Origin of the sequence: Roseobacter sp. MH60115, from assembly GCF_015644665.1 — a bacterium.
Lineage (GTDB): Bacteria > Pseudomonadota > Alphaproteobacteria > Rhodobacterales > Rhodobacteraceae > Roseobacter.
Genome location: NZ_JADOBQ010000010.1, coordinates 1 through 21,400, shown reverse-complemented (window position 1 = coordinate 21,400; position 21,400 = coordinate 1). Strand labels below are relative to the sequence as shown.

19 protein-coding genes are annotated in these 21,400 nt (G+C 60.7%); 11 read left to right on the top strand and 8 right to left on the bottom strand.

Annotation, left to right across the window (positions count from 1 at the left end; translation table 11 throughout):
* Nucleotides 1-425 precede the first annotated feature (425 nt).
* Together ISX84_RS21290 and ISX84_RS21285 are read left to right on the top strand one after the other, a co-directional pair.
* A complete protein-coding gene (locus ISX84_RS21290) occupies nt 426-818 on the top strand; it encodes a hypothetical protein (RefSeq protein ID WP_195822436.1) in 393 nt (130 codons plus the stop codon).
* Nucleotides 819-866: 48 nt separating this feature from the next.
* On the top strand, nt 867-3,506 hold the full coding sequence (locus ISX84_RS21285; protein WP_195822435.1) for a M10 family metallopeptidase C-terminal domain-containing protein: 2,640 nt from the start codon (nt 867-869) through the stop codon (nt 3,504-3,506).
* Between the two features lie 67 nt (nt 3,507-3,573).
* Here the strand turns inward: ISX84_RS21285 and ISX84_RS21280 are convergent, their stop codons facing one another.
* Both ISX84_RS21280 and ISX84_RS21275 read right to left on the bottom strand, forming a co-directional pair.
* Entirely contained in the window at nt 3,574-4,266 is a 693-nt protein-coding gene (locus ISX84_RS21280; RefSeq protein WP_195822434.1) for a sulfotransferase family 2 domain-containing protein, read from the bottom strand.
* A 60-nt stretch (nt 4,267-4,326) separates the two neighbouring features.
* Nucleotides 4,327-5,157 (bottom strand): hypothetical protein, encoded by an 831-nt coding sequence (locus ISX84_RS21275; protein WP_195822433.1) that lies wholly within the window; start codon nt 5,155-5,157, stop codon nt 4,327-4,329.
* A 185-nt stretch (nt 5,158-5,342) separates the two neighbouring features.
* Here ISX84_RS21275 and ISX84_RS21270 point away from each other — a divergent pair, with 185 nt between their 5' ends.
* A complete protein-coding gene (locus tag ISX84_RS21270) occupies nt 5,343-6,149 on the top strand; it encodes a glycosyltransferase family 2 protein (RefSeq protein ID WP_195822432.1) in 807 nt (268 codons plus the stop codon).
* Between the two features lie 91 nt (nt 6,150-6,240).
* Nucleotides 6,241-7,254 (top strand): NAD-dependent epimerase/dehydratase family protein, encoded by a 1,014-nt coding sequence (locus ISX84_RS21265; RefSeq protein ID WP_195822431.1) that lies wholly within the window; start codon nt 6,241-6,243, stop codon nt 7,252-7,254.
* Nucleotides 7,255-7,261: 7 nt separating this feature from the next.
* On the opposite strand, the gene ISX84_RS21260 is transcribed toward ISX84_RS21265, so the two are convergent.
* Complete coding sequence (locus ISX84_RS21260) at nt 7,262-8,293, bottom strand: replication initiator protein A (RefSeq protein WP_195822430.1); 1,032 nt, start codon at nt 8,291-8,293, stop codon at nt 7,262-7,264.
* Between the two features lie 418 nt (nt 8,294-8,711).
* On the opposite strand from ISX84_RS21260, the gene ISX84_RS21255 reads away from it, so the two are divergent.
* The 3 genes from ISX84_RS21255 to ISX84_RS21245 all read left to right on the top strand — a co-directional run bounded on the left by ISX84_RS21255 (nt 8,712) and on the right by ISX84_RS21245 (nt 12,421).
* A complete protein-coding gene (locus ISX84_RS21255) occupies nt 8,712-10,115 on the top strand; it encodes an AAA family ATPase (RefSeq protein WP_195822429.1) in 1,404 nt (467 codons plus the stop codon).
* The gene (locus ISX84_RS21250) at nt 10,102-11,067 is read left to right on the top strand and encodes a ParB/RepB/Spo0J family partition protein (protein ID WP_195822428.1); all 966 of its coding nucleotides are present in this window, start codon (nt 10,102-10,104) and stop codon (nt 11,065-11,067) included. The genes ISX84_RS21255 and ISX84_RS21250 overlap by 14 nt, the downstream gene beginning before the upstream one ends.
* A 154-nt stretch (nt 11,068-11,221) precedes the next feature.
* Nucleotides 11,222-12,421 (top strand): glycosyltransferase family 4 protein, encoded by a 1,200-nt coding sequence (locus tag ISX84_RS21245; protein ID WP_195822427.1) that lies wholly within the window; start codon nt 11,222-11,224, stop codon nt 12,419-12,421.
* On the opposite strand, the gene ISX84_RS21240 is transcribed toward ISX84_RS21245, so the two are convergent.
* The gene (locus ISX84_RS21240) at nt 12,418-13,068 is read right to left on the bottom strand and encodes a rhomboid family intramembrane serine protease (RefSeq protein WP_195822426.1); all 651 of its coding nucleotides are present in this window, start codon (nt 13,066-13,068) and stop codon (nt 12,418-12,420) included. The genes ISX84_RS21245 and ISX84_RS21240 overlap by 4 nt on opposite strands.
* Nucleotides 13,069-13,240: 172 nt before the next feature.
* On the opposite strand from ISX84_RS21240, the gene ISX84_RS21235 reads away from it, so the two are divergent.
* From ISX84_RS21235 to ISX84_RS21220, 4 genes are read left to right on the top strand one after another with little or no spacing between them, the layout of a single operon-like run.
* A complete protein-coding gene (locus ISX84_RS21235; protein ID WP_195822425.1) occupies nt 13,241-13,501 on the top strand; it encodes a spike base protein, RCAP_Rcc01079 family in 261 nt (86 codons plus the stop codon).
* The gene (locus ISX84_RS21230; protein ID WP_195822424.1) at nt 13,501-13,923 is read left to right on the top strand and encodes a hypothetical protein; all 423 of its coding nucleotides are present in this window, start codon (nt 13,501-13,503) and stop codon (nt 13,921-13,923) included. The genes ISX84_RS21235 and ISX84_RS21230 overlap by 1 nt, the downstream gene beginning before the upstream one ends.
* 5 nt (nt 13,924-13,928) lie before the next feature.
* Complete coding sequence (locus tag ISX84_RS21225; RefSeq protein WP_195822423.1) at nt 13,929-14,930, top strand: sialate O-acetylesterase; 1,002 nt, start codon at nt 13,929-13,931, stop codon at nt 14,928-14,930.
* A 1-nt stretch (nt 14,931) separates the two neighbouring features.
* Nucleotides 14,932-16,050 (top strand): fibronectin type III domain-containing protein, encoded by a 1,119-nt coding sequence (locus ISX84_RS21220; protein ID WP_195822422.1) that lies wholly within the window; start codon nt 14,932-14,934, stop codon nt 16,048-16,050.
* Nucleotides 16,051-16,056: 6 nt separating this feature from the next.
* Here ISX84_RS21220 and xrtD read toward each other — a convergent pair whose 3' ends face one another.
* From xrtD to ISX84_RS21200, 4 genes are all read right to left on the bottom strand, one after another.
* Entirely contained in the window at nt 16,057-17,655 is a 1,599-nt protein-coding gene (gene xrtD, locus ISX84_RS21215; RefSeq protein WP_195822496.1) for a VPLPA-CTERM-specific exosortase XrtD, read from the bottom strand.
* Between the two features lie 204 nt (nt 17,656-17,859).
* The gene (locus ISX84_RS21210) at nt 17,860-19,212 is read right to left on the bottom strand and encodes a hypothetical protein (protein ID WP_195822421.1); all 1,353 of its coding nucleotides are present in this window, start codon (nt 19,210-19,212) and stop codon (nt 17,860-17,862) included.
* Between the two features lie 82 nt (nt 19,213-19,294).
* Nucleotides 19,295-19,894, bottom strand: a complete 600-nt coding sequence (locus tag ISX84_RS21205) for a polysaccharide biosynthesis/export family protein (RefSeq protein ID WP_195822420.1) — start codon at nt 19,892-19,894, stop codon at nt 19,295-19,297.
* A gap of 144 nt (nt 19,895-20,038) precedes the next feature.
* On the bottom strand, nt 20,039-21,400 hold a 1,362-nt coding region (locus ISX84_RS21200; protein ID WP_195822419.1), incomplete at its 5' end, for a tetratricopeptide repeat protein.

The window sequence follows — 21,400 nt, the reverse complement described above, 5'->3', positions numbered from 1 at the left end:
GCGGTTTGTCACAAAAGGATTGGGCATTTCTTGCAGGTAGGGTTATCCGCGCCGCCGGAAGTCTGTTCAAGTCCCGATTACTGTTGGTCCACTCTACGACAAACAAGAAAGACCTACCCCTCTTTATGCATCATCGCGACTTTGGCTCTGCTGAATGTGAGCGCTCTCACATTGATCAGCGGAAGGTACTCCTTTGCATCCGAAACCCAACCAAGGCAGGACGTCACCGTCCCGCCCCGATTGCGCCGCAAGGTTCTCAGATCAGCCCGGATTGCGTCCAAATTAACCCTTAATCCTCTCGTAAGACTTGGTCACACGATCAGCATGATCAACGTCATCTCGTCGAAATCACGACTAAGAAACACGACTAAAAAAACTGATAGGCAATGTTCAAAACACTCACAAATCTCACACGCGGATCAGCCATGACCCTGCTTCTCGCCGCAAGTACTTCGGCACTTGCCGGCGGCACGGATACTGGCACTGAACCGCCCGTCTATCTGATTTGCGGCCACGATCAGGACACACCGGTCTGCAAGGCACTTGCAGATGTGTTGGTCCTGACGGCCAAACAGCGCGATGTCAGGGTGGTGTCCGAGGACACACCCGTGCCTGATCCGCACTACATGACAATCCGCTTTGTGCAGAACGTACAAACTGATGACAGCATTTCAGGGTATCTCGTCTGGCAAGCCGCTGGGGGCGCGCTTGAAACCGGACCCACTCTGGAGCTTTCCGCCATGGACACCGTCCTGACGGATCAAATGCTGAACGACTTCGCCAAACAACTTCTGCAATCCAGCAACATCCCGATGTAGGCCAACGCCTCACGTCAGGTGCGCTTTGAACCGCGAAAGACCCCTATAATGTGTACCCTCTGCCAGACACTGAACCCCACTGTTGAAACCTATGACTACCACGACCTGGAAAGCCTCGAAGACGGCTCTTCCATCGACCATTCAGGCTCTGCCTCATCCGGGGATGCCGGTGGGCTGCCGACCTATTCCTACGATGAAATCGCCGATTACCTGACCGAAGGGTACTGGAGCGATACCGGCCGCGCGCCGCGGTCGTTTGACGTCCAGACCGGCGACGTCCTGACCGTGGACCTCTCTGCCCTGGGCACAACCGGTGCCGCGACCGCCCGTCAGGCGCTGGACGCCTGGACAGCCGTCAGCGGCCTGGAATTCGTCGAAATCAGCAACCAGTCGACCGTCGACAGCGCGCCAACCGCGATCCATCAGGAAGGTTCGGACGCCGCCGGCAATGCCAGCACATCGGCACAGCTGGATGTGGGCGAACAGTTCAAGGGATCGATCAGCAGCGCCAATGAAAAGGACTGGATCGCAGTCGAGCTGGAAGCCGGCGAGACCTATACCATCACCATGTCGGGTGACGGATCCGGCGGTCAGATCAGCGACACTTTCCTGAAGCTGATCAACCCCAATGGCGACAGTGTTGCCCAGAATGACGACCGCGCCGCAGGCGACCGGTCCTCCGAGATCGAGTTCACCGCCGGTCAGAGCGGCACCTTCTACATCGAGGCAAGCGGCTACGGCACGAACACCGGCAACTACGAGCTGAACATCAGCGGCGGCCGCAGCATGTCGACGGCGGATATCACCTTTGGTGAGAGCAATGCCGGCGCCTATGCCAGCTCGACCACGATCGGCAACACGATCCAGAGCGCCTCCATCAACATCGATGACGGCTGGACGAAATACGGCTCCTACTACCTGCAGACCTACATCCATGAGATCGGCCACGCCCTGGGCCTGGGTCACTCCGGCAACTACAACGGCAGCGCCGGCTTCGGCTCGAATGCGCATTTCGCCAATGACAGCTGGCAGACCACGGTCATGTCGTATTTTGACCAGAACGATAACCCCAATACCGATGCCAGCAAACTGCGTCTGGCGACCCCACAGCTGGGCGATGTCGCGGCGATCCACAGCCTCTACGGCACACCGACAAGCGTGCATACCGGCGACAGCGTCTATGGCGATGGCAACAACACCGGCCAGTTCGCCATGGACCTGCCCAGCTCGCGCTCGGTGATGATCCACGACAATGGCGGCATCGACCTGATCAACCTGGGCTCGCGCTCTGCCGATCAGCGGCTGGACATGCGCCAGGAGACCTATTCCGACCTCAACGGCAAGAAGGGCAATGTCTCGATCGCCCGCGATACCGTGATCGAGAATGCCATCACCGGGTCGGGTGACGACAACATCACCGGCAACGCCGCCGATAACGAGATCTCCAGTGGTCTCGGGAACGATATGATCTACGGGATGGGCGGCAACGACAAGCTGAACGGCGGTGGCGGCAATGATACGCTTGACGGCGGCGAAGGAACTGACAGCGCCGTTTTCAGCAACGTCATCGAGAACTTCCAGATTGTTTATGACGCGGAGGCTGCCAATGGTGGACCCATCCGGATCTTCAATCAGGCAGGTGATGAAAACACGCTGATCAATATCGAAAAGCTGCAGTTCAACGATGCGACTCTGGACGTGGCCGATGTGATTGCCCAGTTGAAAGCAAACTACGGGAACATCTCTGCCTCCAGCAATGAGTCCTACACGGTCAACATGACGGAGATTGACAAGGCCCCCGCAGCGGACCCCGACCCTGACACCGGCGCGGATACCGATCCCGACCCCGTGGATCCGGTAGATCCTCCTGTAGATCCGGTGGAAGGTTCCGACGCGCATATCGAGATCGGGAATACGCGGGTGGAACAGATGGATGCCAACCAGTGGCACAGCATCAGCTTCGACCAGGCCATCGAGAATGCCGCAGTTGTGATGGGTCCGGCCTCCTCCGACGGAGACCAGCCGTTGACAGTGCGTGTGCGTAACGTGACCGAGAACGGTTTCGAATTCCAGATCGATGAATGGGATTACCTGGACGATTACCATATCCCCGTGAACATCAGCTGGATGGCCGGCAGCGTTGGCGACCACGTCATGACCGATGGCACAAAAATCTCCTTCGGCAAGGCGGATGCCAAGACCACCGATGGCGGTACCGTTGCCCTGAACGGGTTTGACGACAAGCCAATGGTGTTTGCGCAATTGACCGGCGATGCGGAAGACCGTGCCATCACGCACCGTCTGGACGATATCTCGGCGGATTCCTTCGACTTCAGACTGCAGGCCCAGGAAAGTGATCGTAACACCGTCAGAGATATCGACGATGAGAACCTCTACTGGGTCGCGCTGGATATTGCCGACGGCAGCTCCATCTTCGAGAGAGGCTTTGTGAACGCAGATCACAACTATACCAACACCGGCACGGTCCTGGACGGCAATGAAGCCTTCTTTGCCGACATGCAGACGCTCATTGGGACCGACCCTTCGGGACTGCGCTATGACAGAGGCTCCGATGGCCGCGTTTCGGTGCGCGTCGAGGAGGAAGAATCCTATGACAGCGAGATCACCCATGCGGTGGAAAAGCTGGCATGGTTCACAATGACAGAAGGTGTCTTTGATCTGGCCTGATCCGGCCCGGCACCCCAAAGACCATTTTCAGAAACCCCGGCCCTTGCGGTCGGGGTTTTTTTGTCTGTCACGCCCGTTTGGGCGGCCCGGCCGGGTCATAGCCAAACCGGTCGTAATCTTCCTTGTAGAGACTGTAGACCAGACTGCAGGTAGTATCGTTCACAGGGGGTTTGTCGGCCTGCAGCCGCGATCTGATCCACTCTTTCCAGGGTGTCCGCGATTTCCAGATCACGTCGTCGGTCTTGTTGGCTTTGGGGATTTCCCGGGGACCCGCGTCATTACCTGCCAGCGTGTCGAGCCAGGGCACGATCGCCTTCAGCCCCTCCTCCTCCATCTTGAAGACATGGGCGCCATCGGGGACAATTTCCGTCATCCGGCGCAGATGGTTGTCAAACTGGTAGGGCGTCGTCTCGCGGTCACGGGCATATGTGGTGAGCCAAGTCTCGAAGGTCATGCGCAGCGGGATCAGCCGCCGGGCCTGATGAAACCCAAAGGCACTGACCATCCGGGACACCGGGTGGCGCACCACGGCAAAAGACGTCTCGAAAAAATCGGGGGGAAAGAGGCCCTGCAACGTGGACACATCTATATGCTGCGGGGATGTCGCGGACCATCTTTGCGGCCCAGGCGTCTTGCGGTCCCCGTTCAGAAAGGCAAGCGGGCCAAATCTTTCGATCAGATAATGCTCAACGGAGGTTCCGGCGCATTTGGGCACATGTGCGTAGTAAACCAGAGACGACCCGATACGGACGATTGGCATGTTTCATCCCTTTTTTGCGGCGATCCGGTTTCACGCGATACAGATTGGACCGTTTGCGGTCTACCCCGCCCTGCCCCTGCGCAGCAAGTTTTTGACCGTTGATTTCAATCCGATACGGGCAAGGGCGGCCTTTGCGTAATATTTCGCCTTTATGCCCAGCTGCCACGAAAAATCCTCCGCCGCTTCGGTGCCATCGGCCCGCACCCGGCTGGCGCGGGCGGCAATCCTGCGCACCCGGATCCCCTGCCCGTCCAGCCGGTATTTCAGCATCCGTTCGGAATGCAGTGGCGCGGCGCGATCACGGCAGTAGTTCAACGCATCCTCGGCGCGCTGGCCGTAGGCGGCAATGGCCCCTGCCCCCACCGCGATGGCAAAGCGGTCGTTATACCCGAACCAGGGCTGCCAGCGCGGCAGGAGCACCGTGCCCACAGGCGCCGTCAGGGCCGCACGCAGCGGCACCGCGAGGCTGTCATGATAGCGCAGGTCCGGCCGGACAAAGACGCAGATATCGGTGTCCCCCTCCTCCAGCACCAGGCTGCTGACCCGGTGCAGCGAGTGCTGCTGGTGCACCAGGTTGCGCAGCGAGGCAAACCCGTTGCGCCAGAAATCCCCATGGGTCTTGAGGGCCTCGAAATCCCAGTGTTCGAGACAGTTTCCCGGCGCTTCCAGCTCCAGGCGGTCGGCCTGCAGCAGTTCGTATTCCAGCGGGTCCAGCGTGCCCGTTTCCCCCGTCCGCGGGTTCTCGATCTGGTCCTGACGAAAGAGATGCGCATAGATCCGCACCTGCCCAAGCGCACGGGCCGGGGCCAGCACATGCGCCTCGATAGAGGGCAGCGTATGCGGCAGCGAGCGGGTGATCCCGAAAAAGCAGATTGCGATACGCGGCTTCATTTCACACCTCACTCAGACGGGGCAGATGGCGGTATGGCATGTCCCGCGCCAGACTTCTACGCGGCATCTCGAATCGACCTTTGGAAAAATTCAGCCGTAAAGCCCAAATAAAGCTACATCCCATTGGTAAGGCAGTCTAGAACCGCCCCAATGGCCCGTTTTGTAAGGGGCGCGGAGCACGAAACATGAAAACCGCCGCTGTTGTTATCTGGTATAATCCCGAACCGCTGTTCGTTGAAAATCTGAAGAGTTACGCAGAGCATGTTGACCATGTCGTCGTCATCGACAACTCGAATACCGACAACGCCGCCCTGCTGGCAGACGTCGCAGGTGTCCATTATCAGGCCCTGCATCAGAACCTTGGGATCGCGGCAGCCCTGAACCGCGGCTTCGAGACCGCCCGGCAGCTTGGCGCGGAATGGGTCCTCTCCATGGATCAGGACAGTTCTTTTGAAAGCGAGAACGTCTCCTTGCTGCTTGCAAACATCGAGACGGCGTCTTCAGACATTGCCGTCATTGGGTATTCAGAAACCGGCAGCACGTCAAAAACGGGTCTGAGAGACGTCAACAAGGTCATTACGTCCGGCTGTCTGAACCGCATGTCCGCCTTCTCCCGGATCAACGGGTTCAATGAAGACCTGTTCATTGATCAGGTCGATTTTGAATATTGCTTCCGGTTGAAAGAGGCCGGGTTCCGCATCATGCAGGATCGGGCGGTCCAGATGCGTCACAACAGGGGCGATCCCGAACCCAAGGAATTCCGCGGACGCTCTTACACGACCACGAACTACAATCCGACACGCCGCTATTATCAGGTGCGCAACCGCCTCTATATGCGCCGGAAATTCCCGCAATATGGGATGCAGCACATCAAAAACATCGTATACGCCACACGGAATGTGATCCTGTTCGAAGACAACAAACTGTCGAAACTTGCCGCCATGGCGCAGGGGGCATGGCATTTCGTGATCGGACGTTATGGACCGCGGTAGTCTGAAACGGTTGTGCCCGGCGGGGCAGCCGCGCGACATAAGAGACCCCCACCTCCTGAAATCCCCCTCCCTCGGCAAGGCATAATCAATAATGAAGCGTATTCTCATCACCGGAACCGCAGGTTTCATCGGGTTTCATCTGGCGGAACTGCTGCTGGACGAAGGTTTTACCGTACATGGCTTTGACGGGCTGACCGATTATTACGATGTCACGCTGAAACAGCGCCGGCACCAGAAGCTGCTGCAGAAACCGGGCTTCTCCATGACCGAGGCCATGCTGGAGGACAACGAGACCTTCCAGGCCATGGCGGAAAACTTCCAGCCCGATGTGATCGTGCATCTCGCGGGCCAGGCCGGGGTGCGTTACAGCCTGGAAAACCCCCGCGCCTATATCGAGAGCAATGTGGTGGGTACCTTCAACGTGATGGAGGCCGCGCGCCAGCTCAAGGTGCAGCATTTGCTCATGGCCTCGACCTCCTCGGTCTATGGCGCCAATGAGGAAATGCCCTTCGCAGAGACGGATAAGGCCGACACGCCCCTGACCATCTATGCGGCCACGAAAAAGGCCAATGAGGCGATGGGGCATTCCTATGCGCATCTCTACGACCTGCCCACGACGATGTTCCGTTTCTTTACCGTCTATGGCCCCTGGGGCCGCCCGGATATGGCGCTTTTCAAATTTGTCGATGCCATCCTCGAAGGCCGGCCCATCGACATCTACAACAATGGCGAGATGTACCGCGATTTCACCTATGTGACGGACCTCGTGCGCGGCATCCGCCTGCTGGTGGATGCGGTGCCGCAGCGCCCGGCCCCGGGCGAGAGCGTCCCCGAAGGCGACAGCCTCAGCCCCGCCGCCCCTTTCCGTGTCGTCAACATCGGCAATTCCGACAAGGTGCGGCTGCTGGATTTCATCGAGGCCATCGAGGACAGCCTCGGTCAAAAGGCCATCCGCAACATGATGCCGATGCAGACCGGAGACGTGCCGGCCACCTGGGCCAATGCCGATCTGCTCAAAACCCTGACAGGTTACCGGCCGCAGACCGATTTCCGCGACGGGGTGCAGGCCTTTGTCGCCTGGTTCAGAGACTATTACGGGAAATAGGGCCGCTTCATTCCTTGCGCGACCGCACCCAGCCGACAAAGGCCTTGTCTGGAGAGCGCAGCCGGGGCCTGCCGGAGCTGGCCCAGAAGCGCCGCCATTCGGCCTCCAGCGCATAGACGTCCCGCCCGGGGGCCAGGGCACGGATTTCCTCGAAGACCTCCGGCGACAGAACAGGGCCCGCCCCGCTCTCGATCACCTGATCGCGCAGGGTAAACCGGATCAGGTCGCCCGGTTCCTCGGTGATGTGATAGTCCGGCAGGATGTCCGCCTGGATGATCTGGCGCAGCATGGCGCGGAACACCCGGCGCGGGCTGGCAGAGCCTGATTTCTTGTGCAGCGTGTCGACGGAAATCCGCCAGCTGCTCTGCCGCCCGCAGTGTTTGCGCGCCAGCTCATAGACCCGCCGCTCCAGCGGCTTGCGCAGGCGGAAGTAATCCCGGTTCAGGGTCAGCACGGATTTGCCCAGCACCGCGCGATAGAGCCACTCTGACAGGGTCACGGAGACAGAGATCATCCGACCCTTGCGGGAATGGCGAATGATCTCCCAGCTCTCAATCAGGCCAAAGCCGCGCGTGACCTCTATCTGATCGTCTTTCGGACCGGTGGAAAGGTTGGTGGTGATCCGTGTGCCCGCCAGACGCTCAAAGGCATCGCGCAGCCGCTTGTACCCATCCCCGGAGGTGTCGCGGTTCGTGGCCACCAGCAGGTCATGCGCCTTGAGCTTGACCGTGCGGCTGATCTCGCGGCCCGCGTTCAGCGCCGCCATCAACTGGCTGATACAGAAGATCAGGATGTCCTTGTCGTGGATTGTGGCCAGCCCCTTCACCGAGGGGATCACCGAGATTTCCACCCCGTTGTGGGCGTAGTCCAGAATGCGCCTGTCCGGCCGGGTGGAGAGCGAAAATACCGGATGTTCCATCGTGCCCAGATCGGCCTTGGGGATGGCATCAAAAATATCGCAGACAAAGAAATCCGCCGTCGGATAACGGTCGGGCAAAAGCCCCTGCCCCGCTGCCACACCCGTTTGCCTTGGCCCCATGATGTGCCTGCCCCGTTCTGGTTCTGCTCAATGGATCACCGGTTGATCCGGCGAATCGTATCGTGGTTTTATTGACGCCCACCTTAGAGATATCCACAGGGTCGGTCTATTCCACCAACGTGGGATCGGAGTCGGGTGAACGTGGGACCAGAGTCGCTCTTTCGTGGGATCAGAGTCACTTGTTTGAAATGGAACCTAATAAAAGCTTCAATTACAAGGGAATAGAGAAATAGGGTTATCCCGTAACTACTATATAACAAATATCTAACTGATATTTTTTTGGAATTTCCCGAATATCCATGGGTCGTTCTTTGGATTCAGCCTTGATTTTGCTTAGAAATACAGATGTGTGCCGTTTTTCATTCCATGTAACGTGTTTTCAGGTATATTATAGAAAACAGCTAACATCGAGCATGATATGGTCCGGTCTCCCAGCGATCTTCCCCCCTATTTCAACATCGCCCCCGATGCTGCTTTGGCGGCCCTAGACGCCCCTGTGGATACATCGGGCTTTGCGCAGATTGCGGCCTCCTGTGCCGCGGGCCGTGAGGATCTGGCAAGCCGGGGGCTGGATGGCACCGGCCGTAAAAGCCTGCGGCTGTTCTCGACCTGGGAGATCACAAAATACCTGATCCCCGTGGCCCCCCAGCATTTTCGCCGCGTCCTCAAGAACACCCCCAGCCTGCCCCAGGGGCGGTCGGAAAGTGAGGGCGGGGCCAAATGGTTTTCACTAGATGAAGTCCTCAGGCTGCGGGCGCATTTCGGGGCGGAGGGATCAAAGGCCAAGGAATACCTACCCTACCGGCCCGAGGGGCTGCCAGCAAAGATCGTGGCGGTGACCAACTTCAAGGGTGGTGTGGGCAAGACCTCCACCGCAGCACATCTGGCCATGTCTGCCGCGCTGGACGGCTACAAGGTGCTGGTGATTGATCTGGACAGCCAGGGTTCCATGACCTCCATTCTGGGCGGACAGGTTGCGGATGAATGGCAGACGGTCTTTCCGCTGATGGCGCGCCACTACGGCGCCCGGCTGCGCGATGAGAACCAGCGCCGGATCGACCGGGGTGAGCCTCCCCTGCCCTTTGACGACACGCTCAGCGATGCGATGAAGCTGACCGCGCAGGATCTGATCCAGACCACCCATTGGCCGAATATCGACCTCATTGGCGCGCAGCTCAACCTCTATTGGGCCGAGTTCCAGATCCCGGTCTGGCGCACCGGGCTGCGGCAGTGGAAGCTGTGGGACGCGCTGGCCGAGACGTTGGAAGAAGACGGCGTGCTGGAGGAGTATGACCTGGTGTTCCTCGATACGCCGCCTGCCCTGGGCTATCTGACCATCAACGGGCTGGCGGCGGCGGATATTCTGCTGGTGCCGCTGGGGGCGTCGTTTCTGGAGTTCGACAGCACGGGGCGGTTTTTCGATATGCTGCATTCGACCTTTGCCTCCATCGAAGAGGGGGAAAACGTGGCCTCCCGCGCCCTGGGGCGCGAAGAACTGGCCTTTGAGTGGGATGCGGTGCGCGCCGTGGTCACCCGGTACGATGCCGCCCAGCAGGGCGAGCTGGCGGCCCTCATGCAGTCCTATCTGGGCCCTGTACTCTCGCCGCACCGGCAGGATTTCACGGCACTGATCGGTCAGGCGGGCGAACAGGTCTCCGGCATCTACGAGGCGGATTACCGGGACTTCAACCGCGACACCTATGTGCGGGGCCGCGAGGTGTTTGACGAGACATATGCCGCGTTCAAGCGGCTTTTGCTGGGCTGCTGGCGGCGGGATGAACTGGCGGCTGCAGAAGAGGAGAGTGCCGATGGCAAAGCGTAAGAGACTGACCCCTGCCCGCGGCGATGCAGGCTCTGTGGAGCGCCCGCCGCAATCACCTGCCAGCCCGCTGCGAGCCCCCATCGCCCATGTGGCGGGTGAGGCAGCCACTCATGCAGCACTGGAGGAGGTGGCCGACGCCTTTCAGAGCGCGCGTGACGCGGGCCGTCTGCTGCTGGAACTGCCGCTGGAGGCCATCGAGGGTGATCACCTGATCCGCGACCGTGTGGCCCTGGATGACGATGAGATGCGCAGCCTAATGCAGAGCCTGCAGGAGCGCGGCCAGCAGACCCCGATCGAAGTGCTGGAGCTGGCCCCGGGGCGCTATGGGTTGATCTCCGGCTGGCGGCGGCTGCAGGCGCTGCGCCAGCTGCAGGCCGACACGATCCTGGCGATCATCCGCAAACCCGACACCGCCGCCGATGCCTATCTGGCCATGGTCGAGGAAAACGAAATCCGGGTGGGCCTGTCCTATTTCGAACGCGCACGGATCGCTGCGAAAGCGGCAGAGCTTGGACTTTATCCCACCACGGCCAAGGCGGTGCAGGCGCTCTTCAGCACCGCGAGCCGGTCCAAACGCTCCAAGATCAACAGTTTTGTCACCCTGCATCATGTGCTGGGAGACATGCTGCGGTTTCCGACGGCGATTGCAGAACGGCTGGGGCTGGCGCTGGCAGCACGGCTGGACAAGGATGCGGGCTTTGTCGTGCGGCTCAAGGACCGGCTGCGCAAGGCCGACCCGTCAACCGCCGAGGAAGAGATCGCGCTGTTGTCGGAGACCCTGGCCGACCGGCCGCAGAAAACCGCCCCGCGTAAACCTGCCGCCGAAGAGGTCACCGCGGGCGTGTTTCTCAAGACCAGCGCCGGGCGGTCCGGGCTGACCCTTTCCCTGAGCGGCAAGGCGGTCACCCCCGAGTTCCAAAAGCGCCTGCAGGCATGGCTGCAGCAGCAGTGAAATGTTTCGCACGCGAAACAAATTTCCCTATACCCTTGATAGAATTCACTTTCTCCCCGACAGATTCGGAATTCCCATGCCCCGCGATTGTCTCTGGTATCAGAGGGGCGGCTTGGGTAGGTAGAGGCGGGCGAGATCAGAATAGAGCAATGATATGACAGACAAGACCAACCGCAGGGTTCTGATCGTCGTTGAAAACCTGCCGGTGCCTCTGGATCGTCGTGTCTGGCTTGAGGCGACCACGCTGGCCGGGCAGGGCTACCGCGTCAGTGTCATCTGCCCCACGGGGCGCGGCTGGGATGCGCAGTACGAAGAGATCGACGGGGTGCACATCTACCGCTACCCCGAACCGCCCGAGGCGCATTCCGGGGCGCTCTCCTATGCCCGTGAATGGGGTGGCGCGCTGTGGCACATGTTCCGCCTGGCCCGCACCGTCCGGCGCGAGCGCGGCTTTGATGTCATTCACGGCTGCAACCCGCCGGATCTGATCTTTCTGCTGGCGCTGCGCTACCGGCTGTCGGGCGTGCGGTACCTCTTTGATCACCACGATGTCTGCCCGGAACTTTTCGAGGCGAAATTCGGCAATAAGGGTGTGCTCTACAAGATCATGAAGCTCTGGGAACGGATGACCTTTGCCACCGCCCATGTCTCCATGGCGACCAATGAAAGTTTCCGCGAGATTGCGATCCGGCGCGGGCGCATGTCGCCCGATGATGTCTTTGTGGTCCGCTCCGCCCCGCAGATCGAGAAGTTCAAGCCCGGCCCGGCAGACCCCGAGGTGAAAAAGGGGGCGTCGACGCTGATCGGCTATGTCGGCGTCATCGGCCAGCAGGAAGGCATGGATCTGCTGGTGCAGGCCGCCGAGCATCTGATCCACAGCCTGGGGCACAAGGATGTGCATTTCGCCATCGTCGGCTTTGGACCGGAAGTGCCGAATGTGATCGAGGACGTGAAAAGCCGCGGATTAGAGCCGTATTTCACCTTCACAGGCCCGCTTTACGGGGATGATCTGCTGCGGGTGCTCAATACGGCCGATATCGGCGTGGCGCCGGATCCGAAGAACGAGATGAATGATATCTCCACCATGAACAAGGTCATGGAATATATGACCCTTGAAAAGCCCAGCGTGCAGTTTGACCTCAAGGAGGGCCGGGCGTCAGCGGGTGACGCCTCGTTGTATGCGATGGCCAATGATCCGCAGGATTTCGCGGCGAAATTGGCCGATCTCATCGAAGATCCCGAGAAGGGGCACCAGATGGGCCTGCTGGGGCGCGCGCGCGTGTTGGAGAACCTGTCCTGGGATCATTCCGCGCCGCATTTGCTGGCGGCCTATGACCGGGTCTTTGAGCGCTAGGGCTGCGGGGACGGTGGTTCGCTGTCCTGGGGCCGTCTGAGAGCCCGGGCGCAGCACCAGGCGGCGATCATGCCCCCCAGATGGGTCTGCCAGGCCATTTCCCCGGCGGCGATCCACCACCCGATGAGATTGCACAGGCAGACGGTCAGCAATTTGGCCCAGATGATCCCGAGGGGCAGGCGCTGTTGTCGGCGTTCCCGGTAGTCCCAGTAGATCCAGGCGGTGGCCAGCCCGTAGACGGCCCCTGACGCCCCCACCATCGGGCGGATGCTGTCGGACAGCAGAACAAAGACCAGACCGCCGCCCAGGACAGAGATCGCATAGATCAGGGCCAGACCCGCTGCCCCGACCTGCCGGGCCGTCAGCGGTGCCAGCCAGAGAATGCCGATGATGTTGCCCGCCAGATGCAGGAAGCCTGCGTGCAGGAACCCGTAGCTGAGGAACATCAGGGCGGGTTGGCCGGTGAAATTGGGCTGCCAGCCCGCCAGCAGACCTTTCCAGAGCGCGCCATAGCCATAGGCCGTCAGACGCCAGTGTGCGGCACCGATCCAACCGGCTTCGGCCATCTGCAGAATGGCTTCGGGAATGACATTGACCGCGATCAGGAGGAGGATGAGAAGGCGCCACCCGGTCTGCGTATTCTGCATTGGCATCATCGCCTTGTTCTGACACCGGGCAGGGGGCGGCGCAAGAGAGCGTACGCAGCCCTCGCCACTCGTTAATCCAATCTTCCTATGGTCCGCCGTCGCAGGCTTTCTCTCGGGCAAAGTGCTGCTGGCATTCTGATCCCAGACCGTTCCCCTCGCACAGGAGACTTTCATGACCGATTTCTTTGAATCCTATCAAGCTGGCCTGGACAGCCCGCCTGCGTCTCTTGCAGCGATCGTTCCCAGCGACAGCACCGATCTGGCACGCGCAACACGCGCCATCAACGTCTCCTCTGCCGGTGTCGTGCGGGTCACGACGGTCAACGGCGATGAGGCGCAGGTCTATGTCGCCGCCGGCATCGCCTTCCCGCTGCGCGCGCGCCGGGTCTGGGCGACAGGCACGGATGCAACAGGCATTGTCGGTCTGAGCTGATGCAGCTTGGTCTCTCAGTTGGGGTAAACGCCCCGGGCGGTGTTGCGGCCCCGTCCCTGCCGGCCATCGTGCTTGGGGCGGCCCCGGTGATTTCGGGGGATGAGACGCTGAGCGGGACGCTCACGCTGCAGCCGGTGCAGGTCGCAGCACCCGCAGATGCGATCGTGACGCGCCAGTGGTTGCGCGATTCAGTCTCTATTCCGGGCGAAACAGGGTCTACATACCAAAAAACGCTTGCCGATTCCGGGGCCGACATCCGTGTCCTGGTCCGTTGCTTTCGGGCCGGGTACGCGCCGCTTTTTGCCTATAGCAACACCATTTCCGTGATCACGGGCGACTGGCTGCTGAGCGGATTGATCATCCTGAACGTTCCGGGGGTGCCCTCCCCACCGGCAGTTACCGCTTCCATAATCGAGGTCTGAAACCCATGATAGATTTTCTTTTTCGCAACACCGTGACAGGTGCGTTGATCCGGGCATCGGGTACCGTGCCCTTTGACGCGTCAGGGGTTGTGGGCGAAGGCACATGGCAGGTGGCCACCGTCAGCCCGTGGGCGGATAACGTGCTCACGGTCTCTTCCAACCGCACAACCCATGTTTTCCTGCTGGCAGGCCAGTCGAACGCCACCAGCCGTGTTGCGTTTGACGGCGGGGCGGACTGGCCGGGCAACGTGCGGCAGTGGAGCAGAAGCCCGGACAATGCGGATGCGTCGTTTTTGACGTCACATGACGATCAGGTGCTGATCCCCGCGACACGGCCACTGGATCACGGCACGCAGAGGCTGCCCGGCGCGATGGGCTGGGCGCTGCAGTTCAGCATAGATTACCTGGCGCAGCATCCTGATGTGGATCTGGTGCTTGTCCCCGCTGCACGGGGCGGATCCGGTTTCCAGAACAACCGCTGGAACCCGGGCAACGATCTGTTTCAGGATGCTGTAGACCGGAGCAACGCGCTGATGGCGGCGCACCCGGATTTTCTGTTCCGCGGCATTCTGTGGCATCAGGGGGAGACGGATGCGGAGACAGCCGGGGACGCTGGCGCGCACGCAGCGGCGCAGGATGCGATGATTGCCGCGTTGCGCAGCGGGATCGCGGCCGCAGATGACAGCACGCCCTTTGTTCTGGGGGGGCTGGCGCCGCCCTGGGTCGCGGGGAACTCAAACCGTCAGACCGTACAGGCCGGCATTGAGGATACGCCCAACCGGGTGGCCTATTCGTCTTATGCCGCCAGCACCGGGCTGAGCGTCTTTGATGGCATCCATTTCGATGCGGCCTCCATGCGCACCCTGGGCGCGCGCTACGCCACCGCTCTGGCAAACGCGGACCAGAACGTGCCGGACGGATGGCAGATCGCAGATCAAACAATTCACTCTTACACCGACGTTCCCACGCCAATTGTGGTGGGTACAACTGTCATGGAAGGAAGCTGACATGCCCACTTTTTCATTTCGCAATACCTCGACCGGTGCGGTGACGACACTGGCGGGGAATGTCCCTTTCAACGTCAGCGGGCTGCTGCCGGATGGCACATACACGGTGCAGGCCCTCTCTGACGAAGCGCCGGCCACCATCACCATCGCGACCGCGAGCGCTGTCTTGCCGGATCAGGTCGCGGATCTCTCGGTGACCGAGGGCGATGGTGAAATCACCCTGACATGGTCCGCGCCTGCCGATGGCGGCAGCGCGATCACGGATTACCTCATCGAGGTCGACAGCGGCAGTGGTTTTGCCGCCGTGACGGATGGCGTCTCCGCAAACACGGGCTTCACCCACACCGGCCTGACAAACGGCACGGCATATACCTACCGGGTTGCCGCGGTCACGGCGGTCGGAACAGGCAGCTTCTCGGCCACCGCTTCGGGCACACCTTTCTCGCTCGCCATCCCGGCGGAGGCGGAAGCCGATGCGCAGGGGCATTGGTTCTTTGGCACCGACAATGTCACGGACAGTGACATGATCACCGGGCAGGCGCTGACCGCCAATGGCGCGCAGCCCACCCGGTCAAGCGGCTACCTGAGCATTCTGGGCCAGGGGAACGGTTTGCTGAGCCATGTGGCAGATAGTGCCGATATTACCTTCTGTGCCGTTGTACGGCGCCCTCAGGGGGCCTCACGGGCCATTCTGGGGGGTGTCATGGACAGCGGGGCAGGGGTCGAGCAGGCAGGCTGGTCTCCGTTCACCTGGGACACCAACGATCTGCATGTGCGCAACAAGGGCGGGACCGAGATTGTCGAGCTGGACAACAGCTCGCCGCTCGACGCCTTCTATTTCCTGGCGGTCTCGCTCAGTGCGACGGGGGAGCATGTCTATTTCCGCGGGACGCTGGGGACCAGTATCGTCAGCTCAGGCAATGCGGGCAGAGGTACGGTGCGGGCGGTGAATGTCGCCCTGGGGGATGTGCATTTCGATGCCGGATCCTTTGTGGGCAGCTTTGACTGTGCCGAGATGATTGTCTGGCAGAGCGCCAAGAGTGTTGCGGAACTCGAGGCGATCCTGCAGCGCTCCCGCGACCGGCTGGCGGCGCGCGGGATCACAGTGCTGGCGCCCTGAGGCGGATTATTCGGGCACGAAGCGGGGCAGCCGTGCCAGGCTGACCCCCATGAACCGCTGCAGGCGGGCGTCCGCGTCCGCCTCGCTCTCGTCTTCGGCAATGGGCGTCACATAGCGCACCATCGCCCCATCGGTGCGGCCTTTGACGAGGCTGTCATAGACAACGGTCGCTTTCGCGGCGAAATCATTGGTCATGCGGCGCCCGCGCTGTTCGAACCAGTAATAGACCAGCTGCTTGGACAGGCCTTTCTGGATCACTGCCCGGTTCACGTCGAAGGTGCCATAGACCGTGTCTGCGATGGTGACCTGATGGGTGTCGAGGCTGAAGACTTCCCAGCCACCGACCGGCAGACAAACCTCCGGGCTGTGAATGCCGGAGCCTTCTGTCTGCTTGTCGTAATAGGCGACAAAGAAGTTGACGTAGGCCGCTTCATCGGCGTTGTGGTAAGTGCCGTTCACGTAGTCACTGGCGCCCAGAACGCGTTCGATCTCCGGGTCCAGTGACCGCATGGAGCCCGACCAACCCGCCAGATCGCGGGGGAACAGCTGGAAGCTGTCGCGGTCCACATGCTGACGCTGCGGGGAGGGGGCCAGCACAAAGGCCAGGCCGATCACCGTGGTCATCAGCGCGGTGACCACGAGGGTGCGTGCGCTGGAGAGGGCAAAGAACTTCTTGAACTGGCCGCCGAAGCCCTGGAAGTCCAGATCAATGGCATCCGCCAACGGCAGCGGGTTCGGGGTCAGCCGCTGCAGGGCAATGGCCATCAGGAACAGGATGCCGATGCAGGCCAGGAAGATGATCCAGCCCTCGAAGAAATGCATGAAGCCCTGGGCGTGTTCGATCCCGTAGCTGTTGACCAGAACGCCGATCACGCCGATGCGGAAGGAATTCATGAAGACCGTGATGGGGGCGGCGGCCAGCAGCAGCAGTGCCTTGTGCCACATCGGCCCGCGGTAGAGGATCGCCGTCAGGTAGGAAAAGCTGAGGATCGGGAAGAGGTAGCGCAGGCCGGAGCAGGCCTCGGCCACATGCAGCTTGTAGACCCCCAGATCGATGATGTTGCCTTCCAGGTAGACGGGCACCCCGGCAAGGGCCACGAACCACACGCCCAGTTCCGAACTGACGCCCTGCAGGAAAATGGTCAGTTTCCAATAGAGAAACTGTGGCAGGGGCAGCATGAAGACCAGATGCAGCACCGGCAGCTGGTGGTGTTTGCCGCGCTGCCAGCCAAAGCAGGTCAGCACCACGCCACCGACCCAGATGATGAAGGCATAGGTGATGATGTCGGGGATCTGCACCAGATTGCCGAAGATGCCCAGGATCAGGGAGGCCAGCACCACCAGCAGCCCGGGGCGGCGATCCACGGGCGCATGCAGCCTGTCGGGTGGGGCGTTGCGCAGCTCTCTGAGGAAAAGATACAAAGAAATCAGCGGGATAAGCGGCCCGTGGCTGTATTCCGGTGTGCTCCAGGCCGACAGAAGCGAGGCCAGGCCCATCCAGAAGACGGGCAGGGCGCCGATCACCAGCAGCCCGAACCAGAAAAGCCCGGTCGGGTTCACACGAAGATCTGTCAAAGACGGCGCTGGATTGAAAATCTTTGTCATCATTACAAAAAACCTTGGCAGAAGCAGAAATAAAATCGGGGTCGCTACAGAACTTCTGCAGGACCATATCCTAAATACGATTTAAAGGCGAGAAATTAGGTTGCAAGGCCCATGGCAGACGGCATCCGGTATGATCAATATTCCGTGTAGTGCGGGGCAGGGGTTTCCGACCCCGGCGTGTCCTCCGGGGCGGATGTGAGAGGGTCAGAAGGGCAGGTCGAACCGGCGGCTGAAGCCGACGAAAATCTGATGTGTGTCCGCCCGGGAGCTGTTGTCCTCGTCCAGCGTGGAATAGCTGTATCCGGACGTCAGGTTCCAATCCTCGGTCAGGGCATAGTTGTAGTTGACGCTCAGGGTGGTGCGGTCGGAATCCTCATTCTGGCTCAGGGCGCCCCGCAGGGTGACAGATGAAATCTGGTTGATGTCATAGGTGTGGCTCGCCGAGGCGCTCAGGAATTCCTGGTCGTTGCCGTCTTCTTCGACAAACCGGATCGACCGGTCCAGCGAGAACGCCATGCGGCCATTGGGCAGTCTCTGGTTGTACCGCAAACCGGCGGTCGTATCGGTATTGCCCTCCTCAAGGCGCGTAAGGCCTATCCGGGCAGAGAGGGACCCGTTTGGCAGATCCAGACTGCGCTGCAGGTTCAGCCGCCGGCGGTCGCCGTTCACATTGGTGCTGTTGGAGAAATTCAGGCCGATATCCCCATTGGGCCGGGCCAGGGTCAGGCCCAGGGAGCCATCGGTCCCTGTCGTGCGGGTCGTGCCGTTTATGGTCTCGGTCTCGATTTCCGTGCGGCCGATCGAGGCGCGCCCGGTCAGAACCTTCGACAGCGCCTTGTCCACGCTGAAGGTCACCCCTTGCCGGTCCCGGCGGGTCTGGTCCTCATCATCGGCCCGAAACCGGGATTCCGTCAGCGACAGCCTGCCGTCGAACTCCGGCCCCAGCTGGAACCCGGCGGTGACGCCATAGCGCGTGGTCCGGGTGTCGAAAAGATCGGGGTCGGTCACATCGCTGTAGTCCCGCCCATTCACACCAAAGTTGAACGTCAGCGACACCGGCGCGTCGCGCAGCAGGTTCAGCGATACGTCCGAGCGATAGCTTGTGCGGGTGCCGGATGCGTTCAGATCATCGATGTCATCGGGGATCTCAAGCTCGCCCTCCTCGTTCACGAAATCATCAAGCGGCTGCAGGAAATCGATGTCATCCCTGCGGATATTGCCCGAAATCGAAAAGGTGCTGGTGGCGCCGGAGCGGATGTAGTTCAGGTTCAGCCGGGGATTGTCGAGCTCTGATATGTTGTCTTCATCGGGGCGTTCGCTGAAGCGCAGGGCCGTGGAGGTGGAAAAATCGAGCTGGTTGAGCGGGTTGCGCGTGACCGCGGTAAACCCCAGCCGGGTTGTCGAATTATAGGTCACCCCGGCGCTGTCGGGATCGCGCGCCTGATTGTCCGTTGCGCTGAACCGCTGATCCAGGGTCAGGCCAAACCGTCTGGTGGGAGCCTCGCCCTCTTGGGCGATCGACACCGTCACCGTCGAGGCGGCCAGGACAGCTGCCAATCCAATTTTCCTGTTGAACAAACTGCCCAAAACACTGCCCCTGCTGTCAGATGCACATCACCCCTGACGTGCATCGTGCTTTTTATTCAAAAAGCCGTCGTTGCGGCACGACCAGCGTATCACCATCCTTCATGACGATGTTCGACTTGATCGGAGCACCACGCTCAATATCGCGATAATTGATGATGAATATCTGTTCGCCGCCCTGGGAGGACGGGCGCCGCAGCTGCAGACGTTTGATGGCGGCAAAGCGGCTGAACCCGCCGATCTCGCCCAGAAACTGCAGCAGGGTTGTCCCGGCTTCGATCTGACGCTTGCCCGGGTTCGCCGCTTCACCGGCGATATAGACATCGATCAGATTGGCCTGTTCGATGGCCTCACCCGACCCGCCAAGCCCCACGACAGAGACAAAAACGGTGGGAGGCGCGGCAAAATTCGGGGCCAGCGCCGTGGTGATGTTCGCCTGAACCTGGCTGACCGTGCGGCCCCCGGCAAGGATCGAGCCGGCAAGCGGGACGTTGATGCGCCCGTCCGGCAGGATGAATTCCTGTCTGTTCAGAGAGGAATCCTCAAGGATATCAATCCGCAAGACGTCACCGGGTCTCAGTCTGTATTGTTGCTGTGCGGTGGCAGTGGTTGCAGTCAGCAACAGCGCGACAAATAGGGCAAATAGGCGGCTCATGATCAGGACCTCTGAGGCTACAGGCGTATGTATAGCCGTCTTTTTATGTGGCTTTTATTCTGCTTACCCAGATTTTCCCATCGATCAAAGCCGTTTTTACCGGGCCGGCGGGAACCCGACGTGTCCGTCGCTCATTTGCAACATTCAGTTCTGATCGGTTTGAGGCTGCGCCTCGGGCAGGCTTTCGAGCACCTCGCGTGCCTGATCATAGCGGGGCAGGGTGCTGTCGCCCGCCATTTCCAGCGCCCGGATCAGGGTTTCGCGAGCCAGATTCACCTGCTCGGTTGCGGCATAGGCAAGGCCAAGATGCGCCTGCACCAATGGATCATCCGGCAGGCCGGCAGCAGCCGGTTCCAGATACTCGACCGCTTCCTCGAAATTTCCGCGGCGATACTGAATCCAGCCATAGGTATCCTGGAACGCCGGGACCTCGACGCCGCGCAGGCGGCGGGCGACGGCATCGGCGCGTTCAAGGCTTTCGGCATCGTCGCGATGGGTCGTGATCAGGCTGGCGAGGTTGTTGGCCAGAACGATATTGTCGGTGTTCTGGGCGTAAAGCTCTTCATAGATCGCGATGGCCCCGTCGAAATCGCCCTCTTCTTCCAGCTGAGAGGCCTTCACGGCCTTCAGACGCGGGGGAGGCCCTTCCATTCTGTCGAGCGCCTGATCCAGCAGACGCGTTGCCGCCTCTTGCTGACCATCGTCCCGCAATATCACGAAAAGGGCGAGGACCGGGGCATCGTTCTGCGGGTCTTCGACAATCAGGTTGCGATAGGTTGCCTTGGCCTTTTCAACCTCTCCGCTTGCCGAGTAGAGCGCCGCCTGCACATAGCGCAGCGGGATGTTGTCGGGGTTTTCAGAGATGATCCCGTCCAGGAAGGACTGCGCCTCTGAAATATTGCCGTCGCGCAAATGGGTCTGCACGATCAGGGCAGAGGCTTCGAGAGACGCGCTCCCCTCGTCGATCAGACCTTGCAGAAAGGCGATGCTCTCTTCGGTCTTGTTCTGGCGCAGCAAAAGCTCGGCCTGCAGAGCCGTGGCCACATTTCCTGCCGTCGGGGTTCCGACGCCCTCAAGCTGGCGTATCACGCCCTCGGTGCGGCCCCAGTCTGCCTGCGACAGATAGGCGACACCAAGGGTCTGAAGGATCTGAATGTTATTCGGTGAACGCCGCAGAGCGTCGATCAGAACACTTTCCGCAGGGGGGAAGCGGCCGTCCTGCAGCAGAAAATTCGCATAGCGCACGGATTCGTCCGGCGCGTTGTTCGACACCTCGACTGCGAGGGACAGGCGCTCGCCCGCCAGGCTCCGGCTGCCGTCCCGCAGATGCGCCTGGGCCATCAGGGTCAGCGTCTTGGCATTCTTTGGTTCCTTGTCGAGCGCACTGCGCAGGAGCTGGATCGCTTCGCCCGCCTCATCGTTCTCGATATGCCAGCCGGCTTTCATCTGCAGGGCGAGGATCTGGCTGTCATCTTCGGAAAGCACCTCTTCGACCAGCGCGCGCGC